The sequence below is a fragment of the Pseudonocardia xinjiangensis genome (genome assembly GCF_050948425.1).
GTDB lineage: Bacteria > Actinomycetota > Actinomycetes > Mycobacteriales > Pseudonocardiaceae > Pseudonocardia > Pseudonocardia xinjiangensis.
In genome coordinates this window covers 2068597-2080939 of record NZ_CP192009.1, presented here as the reverse complement: position 1 = coordinate 2080939, position 12343 = coordinate 2068597, and the positions used below count along the sequence as shown (strand labels likewise).

Sequence of the window (12343 nt, the reverse complement as noted above, 5' to 3'; positions counted from 1 at the left end):
CGCCGAAGGAGGCGCTGTGACTTCCAGAGCCACATCCCGATCGCACCGTGTGCTGGGCGCGCTGGCCCTCGTCGGTGCGCTCACCCTGACAGCATGCAGCAGCGGGTCGGGCGGCGCGGGCGGTGGAGACACCGGCGACTCGGTGGCGGCCCGCGTCCACCTGGCGGGCACCCAGATCGCCGTGGGCTCCAAGGAGTTCACCGAGCAGCTGATCCTCGGGCAGATCACCGTGCAGGCGCTGCGGGCGGCGGGCGCCACGGTGGAGGACCGCACGGCACTCGTCGGCACCCCGGTCGTGCGCGGCGCGCTGCTGTCGGACCAGATCGACATGTACTGGGAGTACACCGGCACCGCATGGCTCGGGCCGCTCGGCAACACCGACCCGGTCGCGGGCGAGCAGGCCCAGTTCGACGCGGTCAAGAACGCCGACGCCGCCAACGGGATCACCTGGCTCGCCATGGCGGGCGCCAACAACGCCTACGCGCTCGCCGCGAACCCCGACGCCGCGAGGGAGTTCGGCGTCGCCACCATCAGCGACTACGCCCGGCTGGCGCAGCAGAACCCGACGGCCGCCACCCTCTGCACCGCCGCCGAGTTCCCCACCCGCAACGACGGCCTGCCCGCCGTCGAGAAGACCTACGGCTTCGACCTCCCCGACGCCGACGTGGCCGTTCTCGACTTCGGACTGGTCTACACGAGCGTGGCCGCGCGCGAGCCGTGCAACTTCGCCGTCGTCTTCGGCACCGACGCCCAGGTACTCCAGAACAAGCTCGTCGTCCTGAAGGACGACAAGCAGGCCCTGGCCACGTACAACGTCGCGGTCAGCATGCGGACGCAGACGTACGCGGCCAACCCGGACGCCTACAACACCCTCTTCGGCGCGATCGCCGCGGCGCTCACCACCGAGCGCGCCACCCAGCTCAACGCGAAGGTCGACATCGACGGCGAGACGCCCGAGGACGTCGCCAAGGAGTTCCTGGTCGAGAACAGGATCATCACCGGCTGATCGCCCGGGCGGGCATGATCTCCTGCCGTGGTCGATCACCCGCCGCTGCGCCGGAACACCGGGTTCCAGCTCCTCTGGTTCGGCACCACGGTCTCCCAGCTGGGCACGGAGATCACGAAGCTCGCGGTGCCGTTGTTCGTGCTCGCGCTCACCGGATCGCCGGCCTGGGCGGGGATCATCGCCGGCGCGGGTGTCGCCGGGAGCATCCTCGTCCTGATGCCGGCCGGCGTCTGGGTCGACCGGTGGGACCGCCGCCGCACGCTGGTCACCGGACAGGCGCTGCGGGTGGTCAACTCCGCATGCCTGTCCGCTCTGGTCCTCTCCGGCCACGTGCAGGTGTGGCAGTTCGTGCTGTTCGGCGTGGTCGACGGCGTCTGCGCCGCATTCACCGACCTGGTCCGGTACGCGGCGATCCGCGGCCTGGTGCCCGTGGCCCAGCTGCGCACCGCCTACATGCAGGAGGAGTCGCGCAGCCACGCGGCAAGGCTGGCCGGACCGCCACTGGGCGGCCTGCTCTACGGGCTGGCCCCGGCGGTTCCCTTCGTGGTCGACACGGTCACCTTCGTGGTCGCCCTCGTCAGCGGCGTTCTCTCGAAGGTCCCCCGGCGGCCCGGGCGGGCGTCCGCGGTTCCGTCGGATGACGGACCGGGAAGCGAGCCCACCCGGCCGAGCATGCGGCGGGAGGTGGGCGGCGCGCTCGCCTGGCTGTGGCACCGACGGGGCCTGCGCGAGGTCTACGGCGTGCTCACCGCCCTCAACCTGCTGGGTGGGGCGTTCATGATCCCGCTGATCGTGCTCGTCGGCGAGCGCGGCGGCGGGGCGCTGGGCACCGGGACCGTGCTCGCCGGCGCCGGGATCGGCGGCCTGGTCGGCGCGCTCGGCTCCACCCTGATCGGCCGGCTCCTTCCGGTCGGCGCGATGATGATCACGATCGTCGCGGTCTTCGGCACCGCGGTGGCGGCAATGGCTCTGCCGTTCGGCCCGTGGTGGCCGATGGTCCCGCTGATCGTCATCGCGCTCTCCACCCCGTCGATCAACGTGGTGGTGAGCGCGGTCAACGCCCAGCTGGTGCCGGAGGACATGCTCGGCCGGATGAACGGGAGCCTCACCACCGTGGCGCGGGGGCTCGCCCCGCTCGAACCGGTGCTCGGTGGCGCGCTGGCCGCGACGCTGGGCGCCGCGGGCACGCTCGTGGTGCTCGGCGCAGCGCTGGTGCTCACCGCCGCGGGCGCCGCGACCAGCCCCGAGCTGCGCCGGTTCACCGGGGAGGGCGGTTCGGACAGTGCGGTGGCCGGCTCACCTCGATCGTCGCAGTGTTGAGTCCGGCGGACGATCCTCGCCTTCCTGTCACGAACGGGGCCGCTGTGCTGTCCTTCCGGGGGACGGACTCTCGGACCGACAGGAGCGAACTCGTGCCACCAGCAGGTATCCCGGGCCGCATCCGGGTCCGGATGACCGCCCGTCCGATCGACGAGCCGCACCGCGTGTCCAGCCCGCTCGAGCTGCTGTTCGACCTCACCTTCGTGGTCGCGATCGCGGCCGTCACCGCCCAGTTCGCGCACAGCATCGCCGCCGGTCACGCCCTGGACGGGCTCGTGCTGTTCCTCCTGGTCTTCTTCTCGATCTGGTGGGCGTGGATGAACTTCACCTGGTTCGCCTCGTCCTACGACACCGACGACGTGCCCTACCGGCTGCTGACCATGGTGCAGATGGCCGGCGTATTGGTCCTCGCCGCCGGCGTGCCCGCCGCGGCCGACCACGACGACTTCCGCATCGTCACGCTCGGCTACCTCATCATGAGGATCGGGCTCGTCGCCCAGTGGCTGCGGGCGGCCGTCGAGGATCCGCCGCGCCGGCGCACCGCGCTGCGCTACGCCGCCGGCATCACGATCCTGCAGGCGGGCTGGGTGCTGCGGCTCGTCATCGTGGAGACGGGTGTCCTGACGTCCTGGTCCGCCCTGCTGCTGTTCTTCGTCGGCCTGGTCGTCCTGGAGCTCGCCGTGCCGCCGTGGGCGGAACGGACCGGGGCCACCACGTGGCACCCGCACCACATCGGCGAGCGCTACGGCCTGTTCACGATCATCCTGCTCGGAGAGAGCGTCCTCTCCGCGACCACGGCGGTCGAAGGAGCGCTCGCGGCGGGCGGCGTCAGCGGGTCCTTCGTCACCGTCGCCTTCTCCGGTCTCGTGCTGCTGTTCGCCCTGTGGTGGCTCTACTTCCTCCAGCCGGCGGGGGAAGGTCTGAGCGATCGCCGCCACCGGTCCTACCTGTGGGGCTACGGCCACTACGGCATCTTCGCGTGCCTGGCAGCCCTCGGTGCCGGCCTCGAGGTCGCGGTCGAGCAGAGCGGGCACGCCCTCGCGGCATCACCGCTGGTGATCGGCTACGCCGTCGCGATCCCGGTCGCCGTGTTCATCGCCTTGCTCCGGGCGGTCCACGTGTGCCTCGTCGCGCAGCCCGTCATCCGTCCCGTCGTCCTCGTGAGCTGCGTCGTCGTGATCCTGCTGCTGCCGCTCGGGGCGGCACCGCTCGGAGTGGCCGCCGTGGTGGCGGCGACCGCAGCCGTCTGTGTCCTGCTCGTCGCCGCCACCATCGCCCCGGGCCTGCGGGTCCGGCCCTAGAGGTGAACCGCTGAGTTCCCGGCTCGGGAGGAGTCGGAACGGTCATGCCGACGCACCTGCTCGAGACCCCCGAGGTCACGCTCGCCTACGACGTCCACGGCCCGCTGCCGGCCGCCGACGGACGCCCGCCCCTGGTCATGATCGCCCAGCCCATGGACGCCCGCGGGTTCGAGGCGTTGCGGTCGCACTTCCCCGACCGGACCGTGGTCACCTACGACCCACGCGGCCTCGGGCGCAGCATCCGCAAGGACGGCCGCGTCGACCATGTGCCCGACGTCCAGGCGGCCGACGTGCACGCCGTCATCGAGGCGCTCGGCGCGGGCCCGGTCGAGATGTTCGCGAGCAGCGGTGGCGCGGTGACCGCCCTCGCCCTCGTGACGGCCCACCCCGGTGACGTGGTCACCCTGGTGGCGCACGAGCCGCCGCTCATCACCCTGCTCCCCGACGCCCGGGCCGCCGCGCGCGCCGGTGCCGACATCCGGGAGACCTACGAGGCCAAGGGGTGGGGTGCCGCCATGGCGGCCTTCATCACCATGACGTCGTGGGTCGGCGAGTTCACCGACGACTACTTCGCCCGGCCCGCGCCGGATCCCGCCGCGTTCGGGATGCCGGCCGAGGACGACGGCTCGCGTGACGACCCACTGCTCTCCGACCGGTCCTCGGCCGTCACCGGCTACCGTCCTGACGTCGACGCGCTGGCCGCGGCGCCGACGCGAATCGTGGTCGCCGTGGGCGAGGAGTCCCAGGGCACTGTCACCGGACGCACCGCGGTGGCGGTCGCGGAGCTGCTCGGTCAGCGGGCCACGGTGTTCCCGAGCCATCACGGCGGCTTCCTCGGTGGCGAGTTCGGCTACGCGGGCCAACCGGAGGCCTTCGCGCGCAGGCTGCGGGAGGTGCTCGCCTGAGGCCCGTCCGCGACATGGACACATGTCGCTGCCGCAGCGGCGTCAGGACAGCGTGATGTGTCCATGTCGCGCCTGGGTCAGCGGCTCAGGGCGGTCTCCTGCTCCATGCGCGACAGCTTCTCGGGATTGCGCACGGCGTAGAGCCCGGTGATGAGGCCGTCGTCGACGCGCACCGCCATGACGGTGTCGAGCTCACCGTCCAGCCGGACGATCAGCGCCGGGTGGCCGTTGACCTGTGCCGGCTGCCACGACGCCACGGGGGCGACCCGGCCCAGCCCGACCGTCAGCAGGCGGGCCACCTTGTCGGCCCCCACGATGGGCCGCGGCACGGCCTGCTTGACTCCGCCGCCGTCACCCAGCAGGACGACGTCCGGCGCAAGGATGTCGAGCAGGCGTTGCAGGTCGCCCGTCTCGACCGCCCGCTGGAACGCCTCGAGGGCGCCTCGGGTCTCGGCCGGGGAGACGACCCCGCGCGGCCGGCGCGCCGCCACGTGCGCCCGCGCCCGGTGCGCGATCTGACGGACCGCGGCCGGGCTCTTGTCCACCGCCTCCGCGATCTCGTCGTAGTCCAGGTCGAACACCTCGCGCAGCACGAACACCGCCCGCTCGATCGGCCCGAGCGTCTCGAGCACCAGCAGCATCGCCATCGAGACGCTGTCGGCCAGCGCGACGTCCTCGGCCACGTCGGGTGCGGTGAGCAGCGGCTCGGGCAGCCAGGAGCCGACGTAGGACTCCTTGCGCCGCCCGAGCGTGCGCAGCCGGGTGAGCGCCTGGCGGGTGGCGATCCGGACCAGGTAGGCCCGCTGGTCCCGCACGATGCCGAGGTCGACGCCCACCCACCGCAGCCAGGTCTCCTGCAGGACGTCCTCCGCGTCGGAGGCCGAGCCGAGCATCTCGTAGGCGACGGTGAACAGCAGGTTGCGGTGGGCGAGGAACGCCGCGGTGGCGGGGTCCGGGCGGTCGTCCTGGTTCATCAGCGACGCGCCGGCCATGGGGAGCTCCTCTTCACTCTGGACTGTGCCATCCCCCAGACACCGGAGCAGGCCGTTCTGTGACATCGGAGCGCTATGTCGCACGTCACAGCCGCGAGGCTGTCACAGAGATCGCGTCGCCGGCATCTCGTGGTCGCCCAGTGCGGAAGCACGTGCCACCACGAGTGAGGACGACATCATGGACGCCCGGTTCAACCTGTTCGACAACGAGCTCGCCGTCAAGTTCGCCAAGCGGTTCGCCAATGCCAGCCTGGTGATCCAGCAGTCGACGCTGCCCAAGGCCACCCAGGAGCTCGTGGCGATGCGGACCAGCCAGATCAACGGCTGCGGCTTCTGCATCGACATGCACACCAAGGAGGCCATGGCCGCGGGCGAGACCACGGTCCGGCTCACCCTCGTCGCCGCCTGGCGCGAGGCCACCGTCTACACCGAGGCCGAACGGGCCGCGCTGGCCCTCGCCGAGGAGGGCACCCGGCTCGCCGACGCCCACGACGGCGTGTCCGACGAGACCTGGGCCCAGGTGCGCAAGCACTACGACGACGACCAGATCGGCGCGCTGGTCGCGCTGGTTGCCCTGGTCAACGCGGCCAACCGGCTCAACGTGATCGTGCGCAACCCCGCCGGCTCCTACGAGCCCGGCATGTTCGCCGCCGTGGTGAGCTGATCGACAGCCGAGTCCCGGCCCGGCCCGGATCATCCTGGTCCGGGCCGGGATGATCGCGCCATGTCCTCGAAAGCTCCGGTTTCCGATTTGACCGGATGGAACCGCACGTCCTTCACCGGCTCCGGGATCACCCACGAGTGCTACGAGAAGGGCGCGGGCCCCGGCGTCGTGCTGCTCCCCGAGGTCCCGGGGATCACCCCGGAGGTGCTCGCCCTGGCCGAACACCTCGTCGGCGAGGGGTTCACCGTCGTGGTCCCGTCCCTGTACGGAACGCCGGGCCGGACCGAGACGACGGGGTACGCGCTGCCGGTGATGGCCAGGCTGTGTGTCGCCGCCGAGTTCCGCGCGTTCGCCACCAACGCCCGCCGCCCGGTCGCCGACTACGTCCGCGCGCTCGCCCGCGACCTCGCAGGCCGGACCCCGGGAGCGGGGGTCGGGGTGATCGGCATGTGCTTCAGCGGCGGGTTCGCGCTCGCGGCCGCCGTCGACGACACGGTGCTCGCCTCCGTGCTCAGCCAGCCGTCCCTACCGCTCCCGCTCGGCGCGGCGCGCCGCGCCGACCCGGGCCTGTCGGCCGACGAGCTGGACCGGGTCGCCGAACGCACCACCACCGACGGCCTGTGCGTGCTCGGGCTGCGGTTCAGCGGGGACCGCCTCGCCCCGCCCGAGCGCTTCGCAGGGCTGCGCAGCCGCCTCGGTGAGGCGTTCGAGGTGATCGAGCTCGACGCGTCACCCGGCAACGCCGCAGGGTTCCCCAGCAACGCGCACTCCGTACTGACGAGGGAGGTCCGCGACACCCCCGGCCATCCGACCCTGGCCGCCCGGACCCGGGTGACGGAGTTCCTGCGCGACCGGCTCGCCCAGCCGGGAGCACCGGAACCTCTGTGACACCGCAGGCCGAGTGTGGTGGGAGCCGCAGGGTCCGAACCTGCGACCGCTCGGGTGCAAGAGGGGCGGCCAGCGCCGCATCTAGCCTCTACCAGCGATAACAGGTGTCGACTCGTGCTCTGCAGCGGACCGACGCCAAAGGGGCCCCGCTCATCCCCGGACCGGATCGTCCGGACGCCGCCCGGACCGCTCGGCCCGCAGTCGGGCCTCCGCGCGCTGCGCCTCGGCCCGGGTGTTGCGCTCGCGGCGCAGCCACTCCGGCTGCTCCTCCTTCAACGCCGCGATCTGGGCGGTGGTCAGCGGCTCGGTGATCTCGGCACGGGCCAGCCCGGAGATCGACACCCCCAGTCGGTCCGCGACGACCTGACGGGGATGCGGGCCGTTGCGTCGCAGCTCGCGCAACCACTCGGGCGGATCGGCCTGCAGGGCGTCGAGCTCGTCGCGCGAGACCACCCCGGCCCGGAACTCGTCGGGCGTCGCGTCGGGGTGCACGCCCAGCTTCTTCGCCGCCGTCGCGGGCTTCATCGTCTGGGTCGACCTCTGCCGCGTCATACACCCAGGATATCGGGGCCGGACCGGCCGATAGCCTGGGCCGGTGACCGAGCCGGGCGACACCGCAGCGTTCAGGCTCGGCTACGTTCCCGGCGTCACGCCGGGCAAGTGGGCGCGGATGTGGGCCGAGCGCCGTCCCCACGTCGCCCTGGAGCTCGTCACGGCGACCACGGACGAGGCGCTGGAGCTGATCCGGACCGGCGCCGTGGACGCTGCCGTGCTCCGGCTGCCGATCGACCGGACCGGGCTCCACATGATCCCGCTCTACACCGAGACCACGGTGGCCGTCGTCCCGAAGGAACACGTGGTCGCCGCGACCGAGGAGGCCACGGTCGCGGACCTGGCCGACGAGATCGTCCTCCGCCCGCAGGACGACACACTCGCCTGGCCCGGTGACCGGCCGGGGCTGCCCGCGGCGATCACCCCCGCCACGACGGCCGCGGCGATCGAGCTCGTCGCCGCGGGCGTCGGCCTACTGGTCGTCCCCCAGTCGCTGGCCCGCCTCCACCACCGCCGGGACCTCGTCTACCGACCGCTGACCGACGCGCCGGGGTCGGGCGTCGGTCTCGCCTGGCCGGACGCGGAGAACACCGACCTGATGGAAGAGTTCATCGGGATCGTCCGCGGGCGCACGGTCAACAGCTCACGCACCCCCCGCCGGGACGCAACCCCGGCACCGGTCAGACCCGCCCCCACGAAGAAGAGCGCTGCCCGCCGCCCTGCCGCCCGGCGCGGTACGCACCGTCGTTGAGTTCACCAACCGACCCGGCCACGCAGCCCTCGGCGGATTCTGGCTGGGCACCCCCACAAAGACTGACTGGTCTACCGACTCGCACTGACGCTCGGCGAGCCGTGATCTGCGGGGCGAGGCTGGTGGGCGCGGCAGGTTCGAACCTGCGAGGACACGGCCTGCCGCGCCGACCGCTAGCCTGCGCGCGCAGCTCGGCCCGTTGCTCGGGGGCGGCGTCGCGGTTTGCCTCGAGTAGCGTCTCGTAGACCTCGTCCGCGCTGCGGTACCTGCGGTGTCCGGCCGCGAGCGGCGCGGCCTCGTCCCACGTGTCGCGCAAGTGCGCGGCCGGGTCGCGCGGGTCGAGCAGCCGGGTGTAGACGGCCTCCATCAGGTCGGCGTCCACCTCGCCCTCCTGGCCGAGCGCAGCGGCGCCGCCGCCGTACCACTGGCCCGGCGGTTCGCCCGCGGCCACGGCGCCCGTGTAGTAGCTCTCGCGGCCCTTCGCGACGGGGTCGGTGAAGTAGCGGATGGAGTGCCCCGTGGCGATGCTCAGCACAGCGGGCCTCCGATGAGGGCCTGCGCCGGGTCGGCCGTAGGTTCGTCACCGTGGACGGACTCAGCGGCGCTTCGCAGCCCGCCTTCGGCGTCGGCGGTGAGGCCGCGACGCTCGTCGAGTTCCTCGGGTACAAGCGGGAAGCCGTCATCAGGAAGGCGCTCGACCTGTCCGACGACGCTGCGCACCGCGTCGGCGTCCCGTCCGGCACCAGTCTCGCGTGGCTGATCAAGCATCTGACCGCGTCGGAGCGGCTCTGGTTCGGCGGAGCGACCTTCGACGAATGGGAAGCCGCATCCCAACTCGACGCCGGCGCGACGGTGCCGGACCTGATCGCCGGCTACCGGCGCGCCATTCAGGAGTCCGACGCGGTGATCGCGACGTGGACCGATCTCGATCATGTTGTTGCGGCGCCAGACAGCCCGCGTCCTCGCTGCACCGCGCGCTGGATCCTCCAGCACATGATCACTGAGACGGCCCGCCACGCGGGCCACGCGGACATCCTGCGCGAGCAGATCGACGGCTCGGTCGGCCGGTAGGCCGGCCCGTCCAGCGCGCCCGCCGGGCGCGCGTCGACGACCACGCGATCATGATGCCTCGGTGTTGTTCGGGACGGTTTGATCATCCACGAACCGATCCACGCGAGCGAACCCGCAGGTCAGAACCCTGCAGATGTCCTGGTCAGACCGGTGGGCGCGGCAGGGTTCGAACCTGCGACCGCTCGGGTGTAAGCCGAGTGCTCTTCCGCTGAGCTACGCGCCCGGAGCCCGGTCCTGCTGGAGGATCCGGGCCCGGGAGGGGTCAGGCGGCCACTGCGGCCAGTGCCTTCTTCCAGCCCTCCTGCTCGCGGGGCTCACCCGGCTGGTTCACCTCGGTGAAGCGCACGATGCCCGACTTGTCCACGAGGAACGTGCCGCGCAGGGCCATCCCGCGGGTCTCGTTGAACACCCCGTAGGCCCGGGCGACCTCGCCGTGCGGCCAGAAGTCGGCCAGGAGGGGGAAGTCGTAACCTTGTGCGTCCGACCATGCCTTGAGCGTGTACGTGTGGTCGACGGAGATCGCGAGGATCTGCACGTCCTCGTTCTGGAAGCTGTGGAGGTCGTCGCGGACGGAACAGAGCTCCCCCTGGCACGTGCGGGAGAACGCGAACGGGTAGAAGACCACCAGCACGTTGCGCTCCCCGCGGAACGACGAGAGCGTGATCTCCTGGTTGTTCTGGTCCTTCAACGTGAAGTCAGGGGCCTCTGTGCCGACCTCGGGCGCCATGAGCTGGTCTCCTCCGATTCGAGCGGTGCCGACGCCACGAGCCTAGTCCGGCACCGCCGAACGCTGAGCAGGCCTTCCCCCGATTCGACCTGGACGAGGTGAGATGCGCGTCGAGGACTGGTTCCTGACCGACGCCGAGCGCGGCAACCCGGCCTACCGGCTGCCGTCGTGGTGCGCCGGGAACCGCGTGGTGCCGCTGGTGCACGGCACCGCGTACTTCGAGCGGCTGGTGGCGGAGGTCCGGGCGCTGAAGGCCGGCGACCACCTCTTCTTCACCGACTGGCGGGGCGACGCCGACGAGCGGCTGTGCCCCGACGGCCCCACCGTCGGAGAGCTGTTCAGCGACGCCGCCCGCCGCGGGGTGATCGTCAAAGGGCTCATGTGGCGCTCGCACAACGACGACCTGTCCTACAGCGAGGAGGAGAACCGCCGGCTCGGCGACGAGGTGAACGCCGCGGGCGGTGAGGTGCTGCTCGACGAGCGGGTGCGCCGCGCGGGCTCCCACCACCAGAAGCTCGTGGTGATCCGCCACCCGGACGACCCGCAGCGCGACGTCGCGTTCGCCGGTGGCATCGACCTGTGCCACTCCCGCCGGGACGACGCGCAGCATCTCGGCGACCCGCAGCCGCTCCCGATCGCCGAGACCTACGGGCCGCGGCCGCCGTGGCACGACGTCCAGCTCGAGGTGCGCGGGCCGGCCGTGGCGATGCTCGACGGGCTGTTCCGCGAACGGTGGGAGGACCCGCACGCGCTCGCCCCGCACAACCCCGCCGCCCGGCTGCGCGACGCGCTGTCGGACGCCGATCTCGTGGCCGACCCGCTACCGGCGCAGCCGCCCGAGCCGGAACGGGCGGGCGCCGCGCTGGTGCAGGTGCTGCGGACGTACCCCGCGCGGCGCCCTGGATACCCGTTCGCGCCCCGGGGGGAGCGCTCGGTGGCCCGCGGGTACGCGAAAGCGCTGCGACGCGCTGAGCGGCTCGTGTACCTCGAGGACCAGTACATGTGGTCCCCGCACATCGCCCGGTTGCTCGCCGACGCCCTGCGCCGCAGCCCGCAGCTGCACATCGTGGTGGTCGTGCCGCGCCACCCCGACGTGGACGGCCGGTTCGCGCTGCCGCCCAACCAGGTCGGCAGGCTCCAGGCGATCGAGGTGTGCCGCAAGGCAGCACCCGACCGCGTGCACGTCTTCGACATCGAGAACCACGAGGGCACCCCGGTGTACGTGCACGCCAAGGTGGCCGTGATGGACGACACCTGGGCGTGCGCGGGCAGCGCCAACCTCAACCGGCGCTCGTGGAGCCACGACAGCGAGCTGTCCGTCGCGGTGCTCGACGAGACCCGCGACGACCGGGAGCCCACCGACCCCGGCGGCCGCGGCGACGAGGCCCGGGCGTTCGCCCGCGAGCTGCGGCTCGAGCTGATGCGCGAGCACCTCGACCGCGCCCCCGGCGACGACGACGACCTCGTGGACCCGGACAGCGCCGTGCGGGCCGTGGACGCCGCTGCCGACGCCCTGGACGCCTGGCACCAGGGCGGCCGCGTGGGACCGCGACCACCGGGACGACTACGCCGTCACGAGCCCGAACGCCTGCCACTACGCACGAAGCTGTGGGCCGTGCCCGTGTACCGGCTCGTCTACGACCCGGACGGGCGGCCGTGGCGCAGCCGCCCGCGCAACCGGTGGTGACCGGCGCCAGGCAGCCGCCGCGCCCTGTTCACCGCCGTGACTTCGCCGCCTTCGGTGCCACCAGGCGCGAGCCTGCCCAGCCCTCGCTGACCGTGACGTTCGACGTCTGGGACAGCCCGGCTGTGGGGGCGGCCTCGGCGATCTCGCTGGGCTCGACGTGCCCCGGGCGCCCCGTCTTCGGGGTGAGTACCCAGATCACGCCGTTGTCGGCCAGCGGGCCGATGGCGTCCACCAAGGCGTCGACGAGATCGCCGTCACCTTCGCGCCACCACATGAGGACGAGGTCAACCACCTCGTCGGCATCCTCGTCGAGCAGTTCGTCCCCGGCTCTCTCCTCGGCGGCGTCTCGCACCGCCTCGTCGACGTCTTCGTCCCAACCGAGTTCCTGGACGACCATGCCCGGCTCGACGCCGAGCTTGCCCGCGATGTCGGACGCACGTCCGGCATCATCCGCGGCGACCACGCGTGTACCTCTTTTC

At 72.3% G+C, this 12343-nt stretch carries 14 protein-coding genes and 1 tRNA gene; 9 read left to right on the top strand and 6 right to left on the bottom strand.

Annotation, left to right across the window (positions count from 1 at the left end; genetic code table 11):
* The first annotated feature begins 16 nt into the window (after nucleotides 1–16).
* The 4 genes from ACQPZA_RS09835 to ACQPZA_RS09820 all read left to right on the top strand — a co-directional run bounded on the left by ACQPZA_RS09835 (nucleotide 17) and on the right by ACQPZA_RS09820 (nucleotide 4532).
* The gene (locus tag ACQPZA_RS09835) at nucleotides 17–1006 is read left to right on the top strand and encodes a glycine betaine ABC transporter substrate-binding protein (protein WP_433279901.1); all 990 of its coding nucleotides are present in this window, start codon (nucleotides 17–19) and stop codon (nucleotides 1004–1006) included.
* A gap of 27 nt (nucleotides 1007–1033) precedes the next feature.
* Nucleotides 1034–2326 carry an MFS transporter gene (locus tag ACQPZA_RS09830; RefSeq protein WP_433279900.1) on the top strand — a complete coding sequence of 431 codons (1293 nt, stop codon included), beginning with the start codon at nucleotides 1034–1036 and terminating at the stop codon, nucleotides 2324–2326.
* A 92-nt stretch (nucleotides 2327–2418) separates the two neighbouring features.
* Nucleotides 2419–3627: a low temperature requirement protein A gene (locus tag ACQPZA_RS09825; RefSeq protein WP_433279899.1), complete on the top strand. Its 1209-nt coding sequence runs from the start codon at nucleotides 2419–2421 to the stop codon at nucleotides 3625–3627.
* A 44-nt stretch (nucleotides 3628–3671) separates the two neighbouring features.
* On the top strand, nucleotides 3672–4532 hold the full coding sequence (locus ACQPZA_RS09820) for an alpha/beta fold hydrolase (protein WP_433279898.1): 861 nt from the start codon (nucleotides 3672–3674) through the stop codon (nucleotides 4530–4532).
* Between the two features lie 77 nt (nucleotides 4533–4609).
* Here ACQPZA_RS09820 and ACQPZA_RS09815 read toward each other — a convergent pair whose 3' ends face one another.
* The gene (locus ACQPZA_RS09815; protein ID WP_433279897.1) at nucleotides 4610–5524 is read right to left on the bottom strand and encodes an RNA polymerase sigma-70 factor; all 915 of its coding nucleotides are present in this window, start codon (nucleotides 5522–5524) and stop codon (nucleotides 4610–4612) included.
* Nucleotides 5525–5702: 178 nt separating this feature from the next.
* On the opposite strand from ACQPZA_RS09815, the gene ACQPZA_RS09810 reads away from it, so the two are divergent.
* Together ACQPZA_RS09810 and ACQPZA_RS09805 are read left to right on the top strand one after the other, a co-directional pair.
* A complete protein-coding gene (locus ACQPZA_RS09810; protein WP_433279896.1) occupies nucleotides 5703–6188 on the top strand; it encodes a carboxymuconolactone decarboxylase family protein in 486 nt (161 codons plus the stop codon).
* An 87-nt stretch (nucleotides 6189–6275) separates the two neighbouring features.
* The gene (locus ACQPZA_RS09805; RefSeq protein ID WP_433279895.1) at nucleotides 6276–7076 is read left to right on the top strand and encodes a dienelactone hydrolase family protein; all 801 of its coding nucleotides are present in this window, start codon (nucleotides 6276–6278) and stop codon (nucleotides 7074–7076) included.
* A 150-nt stretch (nucleotides 7077–7226) separates the two neighbouring features.
* On the opposite strand, the gene ACQPZA_RS09800 is transcribed toward ACQPZA_RS09805, so the two are convergent.
* Nucleotides 7227–7628 carry a DUF5997 family protein gene (locus ACQPZA_RS09800; RefSeq protein WP_433279894.1) on the bottom strand — a complete coding sequence of 134 codons (402 nt, stop codon included), beginning with the start codon at nucleotides 7626–7628 and terminating at the stop codon, nucleotides 7227–7229.
* Between the two features lie 43 nt (nucleotides 7629–7671).
* On the opposite strand from ACQPZA_RS09800, the gene ACQPZA_RS09795 reads away from it, so the two are divergent.
* Nucleotides 7672–8379, top strand: a complete 708-nt coding sequence (locus ACQPZA_RS09795) for a LysR family substrate-binding domain-containing protein (RefSeq protein ID WP_433279893.1) — start codon at nucleotides 7672–7674, stop codon at nucleotides 8377–8379.
* Here ACQPZA_RS09795 and ACQPZA_RS09790 read toward each other — a convergent pair.
* Nucleotides 8309–8914, bottom strand: coding sequence for a relaxase domain-containing protein (locus ACQPZA_RS09790; RefSeq protein ID WP_433279892.1), 606 nt, complete (start codon nucleotides 8912–8914; stop codon nucleotides 8309–8311). The genes ACQPZA_RS09795 and ACQPZA_RS09790 overlap by 71 nt on opposite strands.
* A gap of 50 nt (nucleotides 8915–8964) precedes the next feature.
* Between ACQPZA_RS09790 and ACQPZA_RS09785 the strand changes: the two genes are divergently transcribed.
* Nucleotides 8965–9450, top strand: a complete 486-nt coding sequence (locus tag ACQPZA_RS09785) for a DinB family protein (RefSeq protein ID WP_433279891.1) — start codon at nucleotides 8965–8967, stop codon at nucleotides 9448–9450.
* A 151-nt stretch (nucleotides 9451–9601) separates the two neighbouring features.
* On the opposite strand, the gene ACQPZA_RS09780 is transcribed toward ACQPZA_RS09785, so the two are convergent.
* Together ACQPZA_RS09780 and ACQPZA_RS09775 are read right to left on the bottom strand one after the other, a co-directional pair.
* Nucleotides 9602–9673, bottom strand: a tRNA-Val gene (locus ACQPZA_RS09780).
* Between the two features lie 39 nt (nucleotides 9674–9712).
* Nucleotides 9713–10177 (bottom strand): peroxiredoxin, encoded by a 465-nt coding sequence (locus ACQPZA_RS09775; protein ID WP_169395128.1) that lies wholly within the window; start codon nucleotides 10175–10177, stop codon nucleotides 9713–9715.
* Nucleotides 10178–10280: 103 nt separating this feature from the next.
* On the opposite strand from ACQPZA_RS09775, the gene ACQPZA_RS09770 reads away from it, so the two are divergent.
* On the top strand, nucleotides 10281–11864 hold the full coding sequence (locus tag ACQPZA_RS09770) for a phospholipase D family protein (RefSeq protein WP_433279890.1): 1584 nt from the start codon (nucleotides 10281–10283) through the stop codon (nucleotides 11862–11864).
* A gap of 28 nt (nucleotides 11865–11892) precedes the next feature.
* Here ACQPZA_RS09770 and ACQPZA_RS09765 read toward each other — a convergent pair whose 3' ends face one another.
* Complete coding sequence (locus ACQPZA_RS09765) at nucleotides 11893–12327, bottom strand: DUF3052 domain-containing protein (protein ID WP_169395130.1); 435 nt, start codon at nucleotides 12325–12327, stop codon at nucleotides 11893–11895.
* Between the last annotated feature and the right edge of the window lie 16 nt (nucleotides 12328–12343).